The following is a 20,089-nucleotide window of genomic DNA, read 5'->3' on the forward strand; positions in this document are numbered from 1 at the left end:
AGCATTATTATTCATTTCCCAAGAAACTTTTATCCAAAACTATCCTGACAGCTGCACTTGCAGATTAAAGTCGGGATAAACAAAGTACTAGTTTATCATTTTGTTTGTGCAAAAAGAAGAACTGGACCTTAAAATTTGCGTCAATTTATAAATCGACCTAAAAAATCGGTTGACTTTTTTCAGCTTACCTACAGAATCTTGTAAAATTACTTACAATAAAATACTGGCATGACCTCAACCAAATTTCAAAGCCTCTCAGAATGGCTGTCTATTTTGAATATTATAAAAAAACATTTTGAACTAACGGGTATTAACAACACCTTTTCACGTGTCCTTTTAGTGACCATGTTCTTTGTTTGCGCAACTGTTATTTCTCAAACCAATTTGGTTCCTTCCAGTGCTAGAATACCAGAATTGAAGGCATGGATAGATGCAGAGGAACAAACAGGAGCGGATGGCTCTCTGATTACCACCATCACCGATCAAGCCCAAGTTATTACAGGTATAACTGTGGAGGGATCAATCATGTTAAATGTGAGAAGTGATGGAAAAAAGGAATTCAGTTTTGCCGGTTCCAATAATGCAATCAATTTAGGGCAACCAACTGTATTGGATTTTACCCCAGGCACGGATGAGTTTACTATAATGGGGCTTTTGGGAACAGGAGTTCCAAGTCAAGGCGTTTTTGTGTGCAAAGGGATTTCAGGTGGTTCATGGCAATATGGTATAGATGTTACACAGAATAAATTCTGGACCAGCATTGGTAATCCTTCAGATAAATACTTTATCCAAAGTGATGGATTGGTAAATGAGAACATCCATTTTACTCTTGTGGTTAAACAAAATGAATCAAGTCTATATTTGGATGGCCAGCATATTGAGACTAGAGGAAGTGGAAGTATAGGAACAACTACACAAGATGTCGATGTCTTGATAGGGTCAAGACGTGCGAACGCTGATAATACTGGTTTTGGATATGAATATTCGGATCACTTAAGGAATGTTGGATTATTTAGCAAAGCACTTTCCACTTCAGAAATTCAGGCCATTTATACTGATTTGACAAACCCATCTTCAGATACCCAGGCGCCCACTACCCCGGCATTGACCAGTGCAGGCCAGACCGACACTACGGCCGATCTTTCCTGGAATGGTGCAACGGACAATGTTGGTGTAACGGGCTATAAGATTTTTAAAGATGGGAACCTTGAGGCCACCTTGGGCAATGTTAACGCCTACCAGGTAACAGGCCTTACAGCTAGCACAGCGTATAGTTTTACCGTTACAGCGTTGGATGCAGCAGGAAATGAGAGTTCAGCAAGCAATGCAGTTTCCATCACCACAGATGCAAGTTCCGGAGGAGGTTCGGGAGGTTCCGTGTGGTCAGAGTCCAATTCCGTGGCCAGTTATAGTGGTGATGTTGCCATAGGTACATCAGCCGTGCCCGCTGGTTACAAAATGGCCATTGATGGTAAGTTGATCACGGAAGAGGTCAAGGTACAGCTCAGTGGCAACTGGCCGGATTATGTCTTTAAGGAAGACTATGACCTACCCACTTTAGAAGAGATTCAAAAACATATTGAAGAAAAAGGGCATCTGCCCAATATTCCGTCGGCAAAGGAAATAGAAGTGAATGGAATTGAGCTTGGGGCAATGAACAAATTGCTGTTGGAGAAGATTGAAGAATTGACCCTATATATTTTACAACAGAGTGAAATGAACAAATCATTGGTGGAAGAAATAGCAATCATTAAAAAAACGATTAATGAGAAACCTTAAAATTCAATTACTGTTTGTGTTGACCTTTTATATGGGTTTTATCCAAGCCCAGGAAATCTCCATTGTGGCATCATCTTCTAGTGCAGATGATGGGAACGTGGTCTCAAATTCATATGACAATGACTTAAATACTAGATGGAGTGCGTACGATCATGGACAATGGGCTCAATTTGATTTGGGTTCCTCACAAAACTTCAATGAAATTCAAATTGCCTTTTATGCGGGTAGTATACGCACGTCCACTTTTGACATACAAGTTTCAAATGATGGTTCCAATTGGACTACGGTTCAAAATGGTCTGGTCAGTAGTGGAGTCACAACTGAACTAGAAAGTTTTGCCTTATCCAATCAGAATAGTCGATATATACGCTATCTGGGTTTTGGAAATTCTGTTAATGGATGGAATAGCCTGACCGAAGTAAAAATAATAAACAACATTGTGGCAGATACCCAAACCCCAACAGCTCCAACTCTTTTAGGCACTGCTCAGACCGACACTACGGCCGACCTTTCCTGGAGCGGTGCAACGGACAATGTTGGTGTAACGGGCTATAAGATTTTTAAAGATGGGAACCTTGAGGCGACCCTGAACAATGTAACTACTTATCAAGTGACCGGGCTTACAGCCAGTACAACATACAGTTTTACTGCATCAGCATTGGATGCGGCAGGTAATGAGAGTTCAACAAGCAGTGCGGTTTCCGTCACCACAAATACCAGTTCAGGAGGAGGTTCGGGAAGTTCCATATGGTCAGAGTCCAATTCGGTAGCAAGTTATACTGGAGATATAGCAGTAGGTACGACCACTGTTCCTGCTGGATACAAAATGGCCATTGATGGTAAGCTTATTACGGAAGAGGTACTGGTACAACTAAGTGGCAATTGGCCTGACTATGTCTTCAAAGAAGGTTATGATTTGCCCACTTTAGAAGAAATCCAAAAACATATCAAAGAAAAAGGGCATTTGCCCAATATTCCATCAGCAACAGAAGTCAAAGCCAATGGTATTGAACTTGGGGAGATGAATAGGTTACTCTTGGAGAAAATTGAGGAGTTGACACTGTACATCTTACAACTTAAAGAAGAAATCAATTTGCTAAAGAATAAATAATTATGAGAAAAAATCTATCACTACCCACCCTTATCATATTGGTTTTTTGGGCAGGCAATAGTATAGCCCAATGCCCCGATCAATTAACAAACCAAAGTACCTCAATCACCCTGTCACCTGGCTATCCACGGGCTTATACCACAGCAACGGGCGTACAAATTGGTGCTTCATGCGGGCTTCACATAGTTGGCGACTTAGGTGCGACATGGGCGAGGTATGAAATTCCCATAAATGTTGCTGACAATGGACTTGTATCAGGAGACCAAATTGAAATTTCTATGGATGTCACCAATGCTACCGCAAATTTTATCTATGATGTGACAAACAGTGGGACTATTTTGGACTCGTCCGCTTTACCCGTATTGGGTAGAATAATAACGGTGCCCTCGGGTGCCACTACCTTGCTCATTCGGTTGTTCACCAATAATAACCAAAGTGATGTCAGTGGTTCATTTGATATTAGTAACCTAAACGTCGCTAAAGTGGGAGCAGGAAACAATGACAGCCAAGCCCCAACAACCCCCAACCTAACTGCCACAGGGCAAACCGATACCACAGCCGATCTCTCGTGGAGTGGAGCAACGGACAATGTCGGCGTAACCGGATATAAGATCTTCAAAGATGGAGCTTTGGAAACTACTCTGGGGAATGTGAATACGTATCAGGTTACAGGGTTGACATCAAGCACCGCATATAATTTTACGGCAACGGCTTTGGATGCGGCTGGGAACGAAAGCCCAGCAAGTAACATAGTGGCTGTGACCACAGATACAAGTTCGGGTGGAAGTGACACTCAATCTCCAACAGCCCCAACTCTTTCAAGCACTGTTCAAACTGATACCACGATTGACCTCTCTTGGAGTGGGGCTACTGATAATATAGGCGTAACAGGCTATAAGATTTTTAAAGATGGCACCATTGAGGCCACCTTGGGCAATGTGAACACTTATCAAGTGACCGGGCTTATAGCCAGTACAACATACAGTTTTACCGCATCAGCATTGGATGCGGCAGACAATGAGAGTCTTGTCAGCAGTGCTGTTTCTGTCACCACCAATGCGAGTTCTGGAGGAGGTTCGGGAAGTTCCGTTTGGTCGGAATCGAACTCCGTTGCCAGCTATAATGGTGATGTGGCCATCGGTACTACTGCTGTTCCGACTGGATACAAAATGGCCATTGATGGCAAGCTTATCACGGAAGAGGTCAAGGTGCAGCTCAGTGGCAACTGGCCGGATTATGTCTTTAAGGAAGGCTATGACCTACCCACTCTAGAGGAAATCCAAAAACATATTGAAGAAAAAGGGCATTTGCCCAATATACCATCTGCCGTGGAAGTAATGGCCAATGGATTTGAACTTGGGGAGATGAACAAACTACTGTTGGAGAAGATAGAGCAGTTAACACTCCATACAATTAGGCAGCAGGAGTTACTCCAAAAACAACAGAAACAGATGCAAAACCTTCAGGAAGAGGTTTTCAACCTAAAAAAGAGTCACAACTAAATAATTATAAAACATGGGAAGGACAATTTTATTCAATTTCATAATCCTTTTTATCCTATCCGGTAATTTGGTCAATGCAAAAACAACAGTCGAAACAGAAAAAGAAATCATCGAAGAGGAAATGTTCGCGTTCCCTGGATGGAATCGCAAACAAGCCATTGATATTCAGTCAAGCAAAGTGTATGGCGCTATTTCACATATTGATTTTCCTGTTCTCATTACATTAGACCATCTTAACAGCGAAATTGTAGATGGTGGGGCTAACTCAGCCCTCAACGGAGGAGGGGACATCCGATTTTCCAGTGATTCAGCAGGCAATAACCAATTGGCAATAGAGGTAGTGGAGTTTATTACTAGTTCCACTGCTTCAAATCGTAAATGCCAAATATGGGTAAAGATCCCAAGTCTTTCCGCAACCACTAACACAACGATTTATATATGGTACAACAAGACTGGTGAGGTACAACCTGCAGCTAGCTCTACCTATGGAAGTGAAGCCGTCTGGTCTGCGAATTATGTTTCCATATGGCATATGGAGGAAAACCCAGGAGCAACTACCCCTCAAATTAAGGACAGCGGTGCTGCTTCCAATCATGGAACATCTGTTGGAAGTATGGAAACCAATGACAGTCAACAGGGACAAATTGGAAATGGAGTTGTCTTTAATGGAGATAATCAACTAATCAATGTTGGCAACAGCTCCAGTTTGAACCTCACGTCCAATTTTACCATTTCGGGCTGGTTCAACCCGACCCATTTCCATGACTTCTATGTTATGGCAAAGCGAAGTGAAACTGTTAGTAATGGGTATAATATTCTGCCACAAGCGGAGCAGGATTTAGAATATTTCGATGGGAATATTCAAGATACTGGTTTGAACTACAATATTAATCAGTGGAATTATGCGGTTATAAAGATGAATTCCAATGGAAATGGAATTATAGCTTTTTTGAATAACACATTTTCAGCGGAAATCACGGTCGCTACACTTCCAGATGGATTAGGGCAAAATCTATATTTAGGAGGAAGAAGCTCCAATACTTTGGAAATCGGAGGAGAACTTGACGAACTTAGGGTATCCAACACCTATCGTTCCAATGGATGGATTTCTACTGAATACAACAACCAATTAAACCCTTCCACGTTTGCTTTCGCCGGAACCCCCGAAAGTGTTTCTGGTGGGGGAGGCGGTGACACCCAAGCTCCATCGGCACCAACCAACCCATCAAGTCCTGGCAAATCTGATACTACGGCCGACCTTTCCTGGAACGCAGCCACTGACAACGTCGGTGTTACGAATTATAGAGTATACAGGGACAACAATCTGGAGGCCACCTTGGGTAATGTTGGAACTTATGCGGTAACCGGTCTTATGGCCAGCACTACATATAGTTTTACCATTACGGCTCTGGATGCCGCCGGGAACGAGGGTCCTGCCAGTACCGCAATTTCGGTGACCACTGATGCCAGCTCTGGGGGAGGTGGCTCGGGAAGTTCCGTTTGGTCGGAGGCCAACTCGGTCGCCAGTTATAGTGGAGACGTGGCAATAGGGACTACAACGGTACCCACAGGATATAAAATGGCCATTGATGGAAAGTTGATTACGGAAGAGGTCAAAGTGCAGCTTAGCGGCAACTGGCCGGACTATGTCTTTATGGAAGATTATGATCTGCCAACTTTAGAGAAGATACAAAAACATATTAAAGAAAAAGGGCATTTGCCCAACATTCCATCTGCTAAAGAGGTAGAAGAAAATGGGGTAGAACTTGGTGAGATGAACCGATTACTGTTGGAGAAGATTGAGGAACTCACTCTTTACATGCTGCAACAACAAAACGAGTTAAAAAAACATAAATCAATAAACCAAAAGCTTGAAAGAAGGCTCAATCAATTAGAAAACCTATTAAGGACTGATGAAAAAAAAGAAAACCAAAAACCAAAACAAAACAGAAAATAACATGAATAAACTTCCATTATACATATCCATTCTCGCATTGATCGCAAGTTGTGCGGCTTTTTTTCTATCGTTTTCAAAATCCGAATTGGTATATGTTGATATCAATAAGTTGGTAGAAGGATATGAAAGGACAAAGTTAGAACGTGAGGTTTTTGCTGAAAAAGCCAACACTATGAAAGCTAATGTAGATAGTTTAATGGGCAATTGGCAAACGGAATTGAAAGCCTATGAAAAAGAACGACTTTCCATGACAAAGAAGGAGCTGGATTTAAAACAAAAACTATTGCAAAGTAAACAGCAGCAAATCAACAATTACCAGCAGGCCATTCAAAAACAGATTCAAGAGGAAGATCAGAAAATGACACAGACTGTGTTGAATGACATCAATGGATTTGTAACGGATTATGGAAAAGAAAATGGATATAAAATTATCCTAGGTGCCAAAGGGGATGGAAATATTATGTACGCGCAAGATGCTTCAGATTTAACCCAAACCATATTGGATAAACTTAACGATGAATACCAAGGAAAATGAGCAGGTATAAATCAATCCAGAATTTGAAGTGGAAAACCAAGGTGTTTTTACTAAGCATGCTTGTAGCGCTTCCTATTTCATCCTGTGGTGAAAACGATTTTGATTCCAAAAAGGAAATGCTAGCCTATTTGGCCGATGAAGAGAACGGATTCATTAAAACCAAAACGGTTAAAGGAATCGACTATTCCCTAATGTACCGCCCCACCGATTTGATGGTACAGCATGAGTTGTCCGAGAACCCTGGGGATATTGAAATAGCAAAATTTAGGGAAAAGTATAAGGATTACCTGTATTTCAATTTATCACTTGGAAAGGGCGATAGGGAAATACTAACCCATAGTTTAAAGGACAAAAGTAAATATAGACAGCTATTACATCAACTTTCCTTTAATATGAAAAATAGAATAACGGTTTCAACCCAAAAAAGAGATACGGTGCCTGTTATTGATTGCATATATCCGAGAATGTACGATTTGGATGGAAAAAACATGGTACTGTTCCTAGTGTCCAAAACTGACAAAATTCTGCAAACGGAGTTTTTAAACATTGTCATTTCGGATATGGGACTTTCTACCGGGGAGGTTGCTTTTAAGTTTCCTGTGGATTTAATAAAGAAAGAACCAAAACTAAAATTTTAGAAGAGATTTTGAAGACCACAACACTCATATTACTTGTTTTATTGACCTGTTTGCATTCTTTGATTGCGCAAAAAACTGAGGCCACAATACTATTCAAAAATGGAGAAGTGTTAACAGGATTGGCAAAATTCAAGGGCGAAGAAAAAATAATATTCAGAAAGACCAAAAAGTCTGAAAAACAAGTTTTTGAGCTTGATTTGGTAGACACTTTGAAAGTGCACCAAAAGGAAAGAAGCATTACTTATACACAGGTAAGGATAAAAGACTCAGAGAAACCCAAGGTTTTGGAAATGGTCTCAACAGGTGAAAAAGCAACACTTTTTAGAAAAATTTCCGTGGGGTATAATCCTGGAGTACCTGCACCAGGTGGTTATGGAACAGGAGCAATACCTACACATTATTCCATTAGCAGTTCCTATGTAAGAAAAGCAGGAGAAGATGAAGCAGTTTACTTGGGAAATAACCAACTCTTTTCCAAGAATTTTAAAAAGGGTGCAACGGAACTTTTTCAGGACTGTCCCTCCCTGATCAAGAAAATTGAAAATAAAGAGTACAAAAAGAAAGACATAAAAGACATCATCGAATTCTACAATAATGAGTGCAATTAAAAAAAGGACAATGAAGAACCGAACCAAACGATCACACAAATTAATGGCCATTTTCTTGACCATGATTTTTATGCCAAGTCTATTGCCCGTGAACTATGTTTTAGCGTCCAATACAGGGCCCAACGCTCCGGAAGCGGCAGGTTTTGAACCTGTCGATGCCACAGATATGGTAAACTTGGGAACAGGAGATTTAGCTTATACCCTCCCGCTAATGGATGTGGATGGCTTTCCCGTGACCCTCGCTTATCATGCGGGTATTACTTCTACTTTGGATGCCTCTTGGGCCGGCTTGGGTTGGTATCTGAATGCCGGGGCAATCAACAGACAACAAATTGCTGTACCCGATGATTGGTATGCTGGTACGGCCATTAACTTTATCTCCTATGAAAATGCTGAAACTACTTATAATATTGGTGTTGGATTCACTGGTCAAGCTGCTGAAATAGGTGTTGGCATTTCCTGGGGAGGCAGTAAAGGGTTGCAAGGATCCGTAGAAGCTAGTGTGGGATTAAAAGGAATGTTTGGGGTAGGTGAAGATGAAACAGGGCTAGGTTTAAGTGGAAGCTTGAACACTGATGGAGGGTATTATATTGGGGCATATGCAAGGGCAGCTGTAAATGGTTCCAGTTCAGATAGGGTTTCAGCCAATATAGGATATTCTTCGGGAGGTGATATTAGCGCGAGCATTGGCGCAAGCAATGGATTTTCCAGCACAGGTATTGGTTATAGCACCAGTGGCACTTATTCCATAAATGCTGGTGCAGGAGGAGGCACAGGTGGAGCAAGTCTAAGCACTGGAAGTTTTTCTTCCGGGGATTATGACGTTTCGGTAAGTAGTCAAGGATTTAAAGTTTCAGCACTAGCTGTTGGAATTCCCTTATATGTAAAATTTGGAAAAACCAAGATTAAATATTCCCTCAGAAAGGGGTATAAGGATATTGCTTTTGGGAGTATGTATTCTTCCGAGGTTCCTGACTATTCTAGTCCAAGTTTTAATGCACCAGATGGTAATTTTAACGATTATCAGAATCGTTATGTGTATATGGATGTTTATGAACAGCCTTTGCCTCAGGAGGAGGCAGAATTTATAACTGACTTTAGACCTAATGAGGAAAAACTCAACTTTACCTATGCAGGATACGATAATTTTGAGGTACAGGCCAACGGTATCAATGGGCGGTTACGTCCAAGGTTGTTTGACAATGTAACACTTTTTAATAGAGGGTTTAACGCTGCTTCTACAGATACCGCCGACAGGAAAAACCATGTGTTTTATCATAATTCAGGTAAAAACGCCACTCGCGAATTGGGTTATAATACCAATACCCAAATGCAAATGTATTTTGAAGGAGCTTTTTCAGACAAAGAAATTATTGCTCCCAGCAATTATGATTTTATAGGAAGTAGTTTATATAACTTAGTTGATGACCCTTTACCAGAATCTGATAGTTTTTCAGGTAACCCGAACAATAGAGCCACTACACCATCTTATGTTGAGGTCTTTACTAATGAGGAGTTGTATCAATATGACGTTCAAGGATTGTTTGCTAACGGAACTTTAGAAGAGGTAATAGAACCGGAAAGTCTTCCGTTCAATCAACGCAACAATGCTGACTTGGTAGACCCTAAAGGAATAGGAGCTTATAAAATAGCTTCACCTGATGGAAAAACTTATCATTTCACCCTTCCTGTTTATCATTTTGAAACGGCCAAGCGTACACTGTTAAGAACCGCAAATCAAGACCCCTATAGCCCTAGGGATGTCTCTGAAAGTCGTCAGTATAACAAATATGCTACCCACTGGTTGTTGACCGCAGTAACGGGACCAGACTTTGTAGATGTAAACAATGATGGGAAAGTAGATGAAGGGGATTATGGCTATTGGGTTCGATTGGATTATGGCAAATGGTCTGATGGTTATACCTGGAAACAACCCTACGAAGATGACGCACGGCTATATACCACTAATCAGTTATCAGAGATTGACGATGAGGATTTTGGATATTTCTCGTTTGGAAGAAAGCAGTTGTACTATTTAAATAAGATTGTATCCCGTGAACATACTGCTCTATTTGTAAAGGATATTCGGCATGATGCGGTGGGCAAGACCATGAACTACAAATTCACCAACCAAAATGCAGGGTATAATGCCAACATTGGGGTAACTGGAAGCCCTGGACCGTTAAACCAATCTGACTCTAATTTGCATGTACAAGAAGGTAATCCAAATGACTCTAGCGATGACGGAGTTCAGTATGAAAGAGAATATACCTTGCGGTTGGATCGCATTGCCCTGGTAAAAAATAATATAGCATCGTCAATACAGAACAATTCCGGTAATGGTTTGGGTAATCAACTCAACAGTTATACAAAAGACCAGGTGGTGGATGGTACTTGGAACTCTCCCGATTTTCAAAATGCGTATTCTTCCAATTATCAATACTTGTTACACCAGGAAGACAATGTGTTGGACATCAAAGATTTTGAAGCTTCGGGAATTCAATCCAATGTATTACGGGAAGTCCGTTTTCAACACAGTTATGATCTTGCAAAAAATTCATCCAACTCCATAGTATCAGTAAAAAACCCCAGTAAAGGGAAATTGACCTTGGATAGATTACACTTTTTGGGTAAGGGTGAAGCTGATTATATGCCGCCGTATGCCTTTGAATATTACGATGAGGAAAAAGAAAATATATCTCTGGAGAAAATACGTGAAGATGTAATAGGGAATGGTAGTGAAAATGATACATATTACCGTCAGAATTACATAAAAGAACGTAAAAAATTTGTGGATAATTGGGGTTATATTCAAAATGATGAAGACCGTTGGAGTCTAAAAAGTATCAGGCTTCCTCAGGGCGCCACCATCAATTTGACCTATGAAGAGGATAAATATTGGACAGAGGCTTTTTCAAGAAGGTATTGGGAAGATAATTTGGAATTTGCGGTCAAAAGAGACGGAAATTCTGTGCCTGGGTCTTTTATGTATGTTTATGTAAGAAACGAAGAAGGTATTCAATCAAACGCTCAAGTAAGTTTTGATGACTATTTCATAGTTGGAGAAAAATCGTTTTTGGATTTATGGATTATCAGAACCTATGATGAGGGTATTTTTTCAGAAGACTTTCTAGGAGGGATTGATTTGCCTGGCGAATATGACTATGATGTTGTTGTCGATGAAATTACTTCGGATAATATACTTGTACTAAAAGTTTATCGGGATCCGCTGAATCCTTTAGACTTTTGTCCACCATCATCTTCATCGACTAGATGTGACACTCAAGCGGTTATTGATAAATCCAACTTTTTTGACCCTGCTCTATTAGCTTATTTTGATAATGAAGGAAAAGGTTCAAACCAACATGTTCCTTTACCAAGAGGTCAGTATGAAAATAGTGTTGGAGATGGTGCAGACCATCACACCATGTCTTATAAGTTACTTGCGAACAAAGTCCCCGACGATGAAATAGGGGGAGGTTTGCGCGTCTCCAAAATTGAAACCATTTCTAGCGATGGTAATATTGGTGTGTTGGAATACAATTACAACTTTCCGGATGACCATGAAAGAGCCGGTCGACCCTCTGGTATTACCTCCTTTGCTCCTGTTGACGGGTTTCAATTTGTACCCTATCAATCGGAATTACCGAGCCCTGGGGTACAATACGAATATGTGACGCTATATCGTAAAAATGCCAATGGAACTATTTTGGACTATACTCGTTATAATTTCCATGTATTAAAACCTGCTTTCAACATTTTTGATGAAAATATTGAATTGGAAGACAGTGACAATACCTCCAACCCTTACGAGGAACCCATATTTAAAACAGAGGTGATGACGGATGCCAATGGTTCTATGCAGGGTAAACATATTGGCGTACATGTCAATACTGCCATTATCGGTCAGTTCAAAAACATTGAACAGTATAATACGCATGACCAACTTATATCCCAGGTCAATTATGATTATATCAATGGAACAAAATTGGACAGTATTGGTAAGGGTCGAGTTCAGGAATCCTTTAATAGCCTAAAATCGATTTTTGAGACTGATAATGATGGCAACAATCCAGTTTTGAAAAACCGTCTTTTGAGTGTTTCTACTCGAACAGATTATAGTAACCTCCTTAAAAGGGTAACCAACAATGCCAATGGGCAGACCACTTGGGTGGAATATGGTGACGTTGATCCTGTATTGGGCAGTTTTAGGGAAAGTAGAACATTACGACCTGACAGAAGTGTAAAAAGGGATTATCGTATCCCTGCCTATTCAGTGTATCCAGATATGGGCCCCAAAGCTTTGGATCCTATTGACAATAAAAATATGCTCACCCAAGAAGCCATGACCTTGAGCGATGTGGATTTGGATGCCAATCTTACGGATGATAATCATCAATGGATGACAACTAGTGCCTCGGTAACTACTTGGCGCAATAGTTCAGTGTATGATAATGAAAGTGCACTGACCAATGATGGCTTTTGGCGAAAACACGAATCCTATTTATGGAAGGAGGCCCTCGATGCCAATGGAACATTTGGAAGAGAAGTTACTCAAGCTGACTTTAGTTGGTCCGGAGCTCAATCCAATTCAGAATGGCAGAAGATAGTTGAAACCACTCGCTATGACCATTGGTCTTCGCCTTTGGAGGTCAAGGATGTCAACGATAATTATATCTCCACTAAAATGGGAAATGAAAATACCAAGGTGTATGCCTCGGCCAATGCTGCATACAATGAAATGTTCTACTCAGGAGCTGAAGATTTGGTAGGCTCCAATTTTGGCGGCCATGTGGGCAAAGGTTCTGCAACCCAAAACAGCACTAATGTCCATACGGGGGGTTATTCCATGCAGCTTAATTCTGGTCAAAATGCCTTTGTAGTATCTGTTACCGAAGGGAAAACAGACCGTTATAAAGTTTCATTATGGGTCAAGTTTGGAGGCGAAGATGCCGCTAAGCTTCGGGTAGCCGGAAATACTATTGAACCTAACGTGGCAGAAACAGTAAGGGCCGGTGATTGGATGCAGTTGAACTATTATTTCACGCTCAGCGGGACACAAACTGCGGAAGTATTCAGTAACGGGGGTAACATATATGTGGATGACTTTAGATTGCACCCCGTGACCAGTGCAATGAACACTTTTGTGTACAACCAATGGGATGAACTCACCCATATACTTGGACCCAACAATTTGGCTACACAATACGAATATGATGAAGCGGGCAGACTTGCCAACACCTATAGCGAAGTAATAGACTTTAATGGTGACGGTACAGGAGGGTTTAAACAAATAGAAAGTTACAATTACAATTATCAAAATGTTGGAAACTAAAAAAACATATAAAATGGACACATATAAAATTTCACTAAAAACAGCATTGTTGATTTTGATGGGTTTTATAATCCAAGGGTTGCATGCACAGCAAAACCCAGATCCACAAATATTGGTTGGGACTTGGACTTTTTCAGATGCTCCTTCGATTGCTAAAATGCCACCTGATATACAACTAGATTTGACTACATCGTCTGATTTACAAAGCCATGTTGCAAATTTCTATACAGGAAGACAATTGCTTTTTGAAGCTAATGGAACTTTTTCGATTGTATTGATCACCGGGCAACGATTTGACGGGCAATGGTCACTTCAGGGAAGTACATTGACAATTGTTGGGAATGATGGTAGTGTCACGTCCCATCAGGTAGGCGCGGTGGATAGCACTACACTTCTGTTGCTTGCAGAGGTAGGTTCTAATCCTGACAGTCGACCGCTTTTTCCCGAATTATATTATTTGAAAAACTAATACCTCCCAATAATGAAAATCTTGAAAACAATTATTAAAAATGGTATTTTTCCACTCTTTTTCTTGGCCGTTAGCGGACTGCAGGCGCAGTTTGCTATTGGTGGGCAAAGCAGTACGGATGTTGGTGATACTGAGACCTTCAATATATCAAATAATGGAGGTGGAACAATAATAAACACCCAATGGAGTGTGGTTACTTTGAGTCACACCATAGTTTCAGGTCAGGGTAGTACAACTGCCAACATTAAGTTCAATTCAGTAGGGTCGGGACAAGTTAAGGCCACCGTTTTGAACAGTTCTTTCAATTCTTCATATTTGACCAAACCCTTTACTGTAAATGGCACTGTTGTGGGTCAAGTAAGCATTACTTCTGGTCCTACATCTCGTTGTAAGGGTGCTGGAACATCAGATTATAATGCAAGTGCAACCAATGCAAATAGTTATAGTTGGTCAATAACCCCCGCATCGGCCGGTACGATTAATAGTTCAGGAACTGTTACCTGGGATAGTAATTATGTTGGAACGGCTACAGTTTCTGTAACTGCACATGGAGATAACAACAGTAGCACCAATGCTTCTAGGCCAGTCACCGTAAATGGGCCTGATTTGTACGTTCCTGATGAAGTCCAAAATAGCTGTAGTAATCCGTCAAGCGCCATCATACATGCCAACAGTAGTAACATAACCCCTGGTGACCCTTTAATGCAACATCGTCTGTATACAGCTGCAAGTGGTGGCTCGCCACAATTCGGAACACCGATGGGAGGCGCTAGTTATATTACAGAATTTACGGTTACCCAAGCTGGTGATTATTGGATAAGTGCCTTATATGACGGTTGCGAGACATCAAGAGAAAAGGTAACGGTGACTTTTAAAAGCAACACTACGCCAACATTGACCCTTGAAAACATGAGTGGAGATCAATGTGGATCTTCCGCCAGTTTTGTGTTACGGGCCATTGGTGGCGTTTCTGGAAATGGATTGATTTGGTACGATGCTCAGTCGGGAGGCAACCAGCTTGCAACGGGTAGTACATATACTCCGACAATAACCACAACTGGGGTAACCTCTTTTTGGGTTGGCGGCACCTTACAAAGCCCTTTAGGCTGTACTTTTACAATTGCTAGAGAACGTATTGATGTCACTTTAAATGCTACACCTTTAGAAGCTACGGGAACCAATCCCCCGGCCAGGACTTGTACGGGAAGTTTTACCTTGAATGCATCCCCAGGGACTAACGGAAATGCCATTCGCTGGTATGATGCTCCAACTGGAGGGAACGAAGTGGGAACAGGAACAAGTTTTACTGCCCAATCCATAAGCACAACTACATCATATTATGCTGAGACTTATCATACTACTGCGGGCTGCGTATCGGCAACTAGAAAGGAATTTGTGATGGAAGTAATCACCAGTGAATTTCCTTTGGTTGTGACCGCAACAGGAAACGATTGTAGCAACCCTACACAGGCTACCATTAGTGCTTATAGCGGAGGATATCTAACCAGCGACCCGCTAATGGAACATCGGTTGTATACTGTTGCAACAGGTGGCACGGCACAAACTAATGGTACTCCAAATGGCTTCGCCACGGATTTCACCGTAATATCAGAGGGTGATTACTGGGTAAGTGCCTTTTATAATGGTTGCGAGACTCCAAGAGAGCAAGTAACAGTTTCTTTTACAAGTAATGCACCTCCAACCTTGACATTATCTAATATGAATGGAGCACAATGTAGTCCAAATGCAAGTTTTACACTTCGTGCCATTGGAGGTGGTAGCGGAAGTGTATACAACTGGTACGACGAAGAAAGTGGAGGAACCCTATTACATACGGGAGATACCTATACACCAACATTGGACTACTCCGATACCAACAATGGTCTAAAATCCTATTATGTAAGGGGGACGTTGGAGAGTGCTTTAGGGTGCAACTTCCCTATTACGGGTATAAATGAAGTTCAGGTCACAGTGAATCCCGAAGTTGGCATAGCCTCAGGAGAAGACCCTTTTGCTAGGGAAGGTGCTGGAACGTTTACCTTAAATGCCGAACCCGGAACCGACGCTGATGGAATATATTGGTATGATGCGCCAACTGGAGGGACCTATTTGGGGGAAGGAACTGAATTTGTTACCCAATCCATAAGTACTAGTCAATTTTTCTATGCGGAAAGTTTCAATTCAGTTTCAACCTGTAGATCATCTGAGAGAATAGCTATTGAAGCCATTGTGCTTCCTGCCACTTGGTATACCGATAGTGATTTAGATGGCTTTGGTGATCCCAGCAGTGTTGGGGTGCAGAGTTATACTTCACCCTTTACAGGAGCAGTGACCAACAATTCTGATTATTGCCCTAACACTTATAGCACAACCAACAATGGCTGTCCAAATGATTTTGAAAACCTTAATTGGATTACGGCCAAAGCTTACGATATTGACGGCACCTTAAAAGCTTCTTCCAAATCCTATTACAATGATTTGGGCAAACTGGAACAAACGCAAACCGTGGATATTGAGGAAAACCGAACATGGGCTTCACAGATTGTATTTGATTCCCATGGACGTTCCGCGGTGCAATCCTTAAGTGCTCCCAATGGTTTGTCGGGAACCTTCCAATTTCAGCCTGATTTTATGCAGAACAATTTGGACCAAACATATTCCCTGGCAGATTTTAGTAACACATCCCAAGATCCAACAATAGTTGGGCAAAGTATTAACACTCTTGGTTGGTATTATAGTAATAGTAACGATGATGATTTTTACCCTGGGAATGATTACCAGGATATTACCGATCGTCCCTTTTCCCGTACTATTTATAGTACGTTAAATCCCGGAGGAGTGCTAAAAGCTGTTGGAGGAAATAAAGTTGACATGGATGGCGATGGAACAGTCGATTCATGGCCGCAGAACTATACCTTTACCATGCCGGCCACCGCTGAGCTCACCTTAAGTGTTGCTTTTGGGGACAACGCTTACCAAAACGTAATAACAACCAAAACGGTAAGTCGTGATGTGCATGGCAATGAAAATGTGGTCTTTACTGATAGTGAAGGCAAGGTATTGGCCGCTGCTCGGAGTGGAGGGGCCAGTATCTCCAATTATATGAATCACTTTATTGGGGAACAGGGCTATGTGGATATCCATATTCCACAAGGACTTGCCGGGCTTACTTCATCTAACGGAGGTGCACTTCAGGTGTTTGACATGATTACGGAAACCTTGTACACGGGAACCTTGGGAACATTGCCCAGCGGTTTTTATCGAATTGCGGTGACGGACCCAGATAATTATGATGCTGAAAACAATCCTATTTCCGTGGGATACCGGGTGAATTACTACGATTATAGCCTGAATGAATACGACAAGGCCGACCGTTTGGTAAAATCCTATCAACCTTTGGGAACAACCAAGGCTGCCAAACCAGTAACCACTTATGACTATAATTCGCTGGGACAATTGACACATACCGATAGTCCTGATGAAGGAGAAGCTTGGTTTAAATACCGTGAAGACGGCCAAATACGGTTTTCCCAGAACAGCAAACAAAAAGATCCCAATGAAGATGACAATTTCGCCGATGCAGAATTCTCCTATACGGAGTACGATACCTTTGGTAGACCTATAGAAAGTGGGGTTTTGGTGAGCACAGGCTTCGATGCAGCCGACCCGGATGGCGCTTTACCAGCGGGAACCAAAAAAGAACAACAGTTCACCACTTACGATATTGCCGATGATGCCGCTCTGGCCACTGCTTTGGGTTCCCGTTCAGGAGACTATCCCTCCCAGAGTTTTGTGGCGGGCAATGTGGCCCATACGGCCAATGACATTAGTGAAACTTGGTATGCCTATGATATTTACGGCAGGGTAAAATGGCTGGTACAGAACATACAAGGATTGGGTGCCAAGACCATGGATTATACCTACCACCCCACCACAGGTTTGGTGACCCAGGTCATTTTTCAGAAAGGGGTGACCGGAGAACAATTTGTACACCGTTACGGATATGATGTCAAGGATCGCCTGTCCACTGTGGAGACCTCTTCCGATGGCGGTACTACCTATACACTACAGGCTGAGTACAGCTATTACGAAACGGGAGGACTGAAACGGGTAGATCTAGCTAACGGTGCTCAAGGAGTGGACTACGTCTACAACTTAGCGGGGCAATTAAAGAGCATTAACCACCCTGGCTTAAATGCCACTGATGACCCAGGAGGAGATGCGAATGATCTGTTCGGGATGCAACTGGATTATCACAATAATGATTTTGAGCGTGGGCTGCCCAATATTGGTCAAACTACTTATGGTACCGACCAATTTAATGGCAACATCAAAGGGGTGCGCTGGAGCAATGGCTATAACACAGGTGCCACAGAATATGTATACAGCTACGACCGTAACAACTGGCTCACCGCAGCAGACTTTAACCCCAGCAACCAAACAGGGAGTTTACCAGAGACCTTACCGCTCTCAGGTAATATCACTGGGGATCAACCATCCGCTGGCAGCATTACGGTTACCGCGGATGCAACAATTACAGGACCGAGTACGTTGCGTATTGACCCTAGTGGTGCAGGGTTTAGCGCTGGTGATTATGATGTGACCAACATCACCTACGATGCCAACGGAAACATACAGAGCCTAAAACGTAACAAAGGTTCCCAAGATGGCGATAACGCCATGGATGATTTGAGCTATACCTATAAGACTACGCCCCAGGATGGACCTAACCAATTGTTACAGGTTACCGATGCCGAAGGGGATGTTACCGGGGCCAATGATGATATTGGTACCCAGGCGGCCAACAACTACAGCTATAACAAAATTGGCCAGCTGACCCGTAACAATGCGGAGGATATTGATTATTTTTACAATGCCAGTGGACTGGTGACCGAGGTGTGGCAAGCCGGCCAACCCGCGGTGAAGTTCTTTTACAATGATCGTAACCACCGAACAAAAAAGGAAACCTATACCAGTGGCACACTACAGTATACTACGCATTATGTAAGGAATGTGGCCGGGCTGACCATGGCCATCTATAATGATTTTGGCGGTAGCGTAGCTCTTAAAGAGCAAGCTGTATATGGCTCAGGTAGAATAGGTGTCGCATATGCAAGTTCGAGCGCAGTCGAGAACAGGGACTATGTCTACGAACTTACCGACCATTTGGGTAATGTGCGGGCTGTGTTTACCAAAAGTGGCAGTAGTGCCAATGGAGAAAGCTATACGGATTACTACCCATTTGGGATGCAGATGCCCGCGAGGGGATTATTGGGCCCTGAAGGATACCGTTATGCCTTTCAAGGGCAGGAAAAAGACACGGAAACAGGCAAAGAAGCTTTCGAATTACGTTTATGGGATAGCCGTATTGGACGTTGGTTGACAACAGACCCTGCGGGACAATATTATTCACCCTATATGGGGATGGGTAACAACCCAATAAGTCGGATTGACCCAGATGGGGGACAGGATTGTGAATGTAAAGATAAGAAGCCCCCTAAGTTTGATTACTGGGGTAGGTTTATGGCATTGTTTTTTGGAAAGCACAAATTAAGCGATGTCAAGGAACAATTTGATTCTGGGAACGTGACTAGAGCAACAGAAATGTTGAATTCTAATCACGCCACAATGGACTTGGCCAATGAAAATATAAAGCTGGCCACAGAAATAATAACGACTATTGAGCCAACAGGTTTGACAGCTTTGGCTTATGGGTTAAGCGATGGAGAGTATAATTTTGATGATGGCATTAATACTTTTTCAATCGTACCTTTCGGTAAGGGTCTAAGATTCCTAAAATATGCTAACAACAGCGAAGAATATGTTTTCATTTATAAGGCATATAAAGAAACTGGGATATACTATGGTCAAACTATAGATATGGCTAAAAGATACCCAAAAAGTGTTCGTGACGATATTAATCCGGAGGAATTACTTAGAGTGCCAAAACGAATTGCAGATGCTGTGGAACAGCAATTAATTTCAATTCATGGGACAACTAAATATGGAAATGGTTTGTCGAGTAACAAAAGATTGCAAATGTCTTTAAAAAGACAAATTAAAAATAATGTACTAATGCAAGAGGCTCTGGATTATTTGGACGCAAAGCTTGGAGATACATGGGTCTTAGATGTTATGAATTAATTTTTTTGATA

10 protein-coding genes are annotated in these 20,089 nt (G+C 41.9%); all 10 read left to right on the forward strand.

The features are described from left to right. Window positions 1-228 precede the first annotated feature (228 nt). Genes IAG46_RS00665 through IAG46_RS00710 form a run of 10 tightly spaced genes read left to right on the forward strand, consistent with a single transcriptional unit; the run spans window position 229 to window position 20,078 of the window. Complete coding sequence (locus tag IAG46_RS00665) at window positions 229-1,779, forward strand: fibronectin type III domain-containing protein (RefSeq protein WP_190808392.1); 1,551 nt, start codon at window positions 229-231, stop codon at window positions 1,777-1,779. After that, the gene (locus IAG46_RS00670) at window positions 1,766-2,890 is read left to right on the forward strand and encodes a discoidin domain-containing protein (RefSeq protein WP_190808393.1); all 1,125 of its coding nucleotides are present in this window, start codon (window positions 1,766-1,768) and stop codon (window positions 2,888-2,890) included. Before IAG46_RS00665 ends, IAG46_RS00670 begins: the two co-directional genes overlap by 14 nt. Window positions 2,891-2,892: 2 nt before the next feature. Beyond that, on the forward strand, window positions 2,893-4,392 hold the full coding sequence (locus tag IAG46_RS00675; protein ID WP_190808394.1) for a fibronectin type III domain-containing protein: 1,500 nt from the start codon (window positions 2,893-2,895) through the stop codon (window positions 4,390-4,392). A gap of 13 nt (window positions 4,393-4,405) precedes the next feature. Continuing rightward, a complete protein-coding gene (locus IAG46_RS00680; protein WP_190808395.1) occupies window positions 4,406-6,349 on the forward strand; it encodes a DUF2341 domain-containing protein in 1,944 nt (647 codons plus the stop codon). A 1-nt stretch (window position 6,350) separates the two neighbouring features. Next, window positions 6,351-6,884: an OmpH family outer membrane protein gene (locus IAG46_RS00685; RefSeq protein WP_190808396.1), complete on the forward strand. Its 534-nt coding sequence runs from the start codon at window positions 6,351-6,353 to the stop codon at window positions 6,882-6,884. Further along, entirely contained in the window at window positions 6,881-7,522 is a 642-nt protein-coding gene (locus tag IAG46_RS00690; protein ID WP_190808397.1) for a hypothetical protein, read from the forward strand. Before IAG46_RS00685 ends, IAG46_RS00690 begins: the two co-directional genes overlap by 4 nt. 8 nt (window positions 7,523-7,530) lie before the next feature. Next, on the forward strand, window positions 7,531-8,130 hold the full coding sequence (locus IAG46_RS00695; protein WP_190808398.1) for a hypothetical protein: 600 nt from the start codon (window positions 7,531-7,533) through the stop codon (window positions 8,128-8,130). A 10-nt stretch (window positions 8,131-8,140) separates the two neighbouring features. Further along, window positions 8,141-13,465, forward strand: a complete 5,325-nt coding sequence (locus IAG46_RS00700; RefSeq protein WP_190808399.1) for a hypothetical protein — start codon at window positions 8,141-8,143, stop codon at window positions 13,463-13,465. A gap of 13 nt (window positions 13,466-13,478) precedes the next feature. After that, window positions 13,479-13,934: a hypothetical protein gene (locus tag IAG46_RS00705; protein ID WP_190808400.1), complete on the forward strand. Its 456-nt coding sequence runs from the start codon at window positions 13,479-13,481 to the stop codon at window positions 13,932-13,934. Between the two features lie 12 nt (window positions 13,935-13,946). Continuing rightward, window positions 13,947-20,078, forward strand: a complete 6,132-nt coding sequence (locus IAG46_RS00710; protein WP_223826532.1) for an RHS repeat-associated core domain-containing protein — start codon at window positions 13,947-13,949, stop codon at window positions 20,076-20,078. Window positions 20,079-20,089 lie beyond the last annotated feature (11 nt).

The organism is Flagellimonas sp. S3867 (assembly GCF_014698935.1).
Lineage (GTDB): Bacteria > Bacteroidota > Bacteroidia > Flavobacteriales > Flavobacteriaceae > Flagellimonas.

What these genes read in the sequence shown, in the direction of transcription:
- IAG46_RS00665 (WP_190808392.1), top strand. Translation starts at nt 229, where the DNA reads ATGACCTCAACCAAATTTCAAAGCCTCTCAGAATGGCTGTCTATTTTG.
- IAG46_RS00670 (WP_190808393.1), top strand. Translation starts at nt 1,766, where the DNA reads ATGAGAAACCTTAAAATTCAATTACTGTTTGTGTTGACCTTTTATATG.
- IAG46_RS00675 (WP_190808394.1), top strand. Translation starts at nt 2,893, where the DNA reads ATGAGAAAAAATCTATCACTACCCACCCTTATCATATTGGTTTTTTGG.
- IAG46_RS00680 (WP_190808395.1), top strand. Translation starts at nt 4,406, where the DNA reads ATGGGAAGGACAATTTTATTCAATTTCATAATCCTTTTTATCCTATCC.
- IAG46_RS00685 (WP_190808396.1), top strand. Translation starts at nt 6,351, where the DNA reads ATGAATAAACTTCCATTATACATATCCATTCTCGCATTGATCGCAAGT.
- IAG46_RS00690 (WP_190808397.1), top strand. Translation starts at nt 6,881, where the DNA reads ATGAGCAGGTATAAATCAATCCAGAATTTGAAGTGGAAAACCAAGGTG.
- IAG46_RS00700 (WP_190808399.1), top strand. Translation starts at nt 8,141, where the DNA reads ATGAAGAACCGAACCAAACGATCACACAAATTAATGGCCATTTTCTTG.
- IAG46_RS00705 (WP_190808400.1), top strand. Translation starts at nt 13,479, where the DNA reads ATGGACACATATAAAATTTCACTAAAAACAGCATTGTTGATTTTGATG.
- IAG46_RS00710 (WP_223826532.1), top strand. Translation starts at nt 13,947, where the DNA reads ATGAAAATCTTGAAAACAATTATTAAAAATGGTATTTTTCCACTCTTT.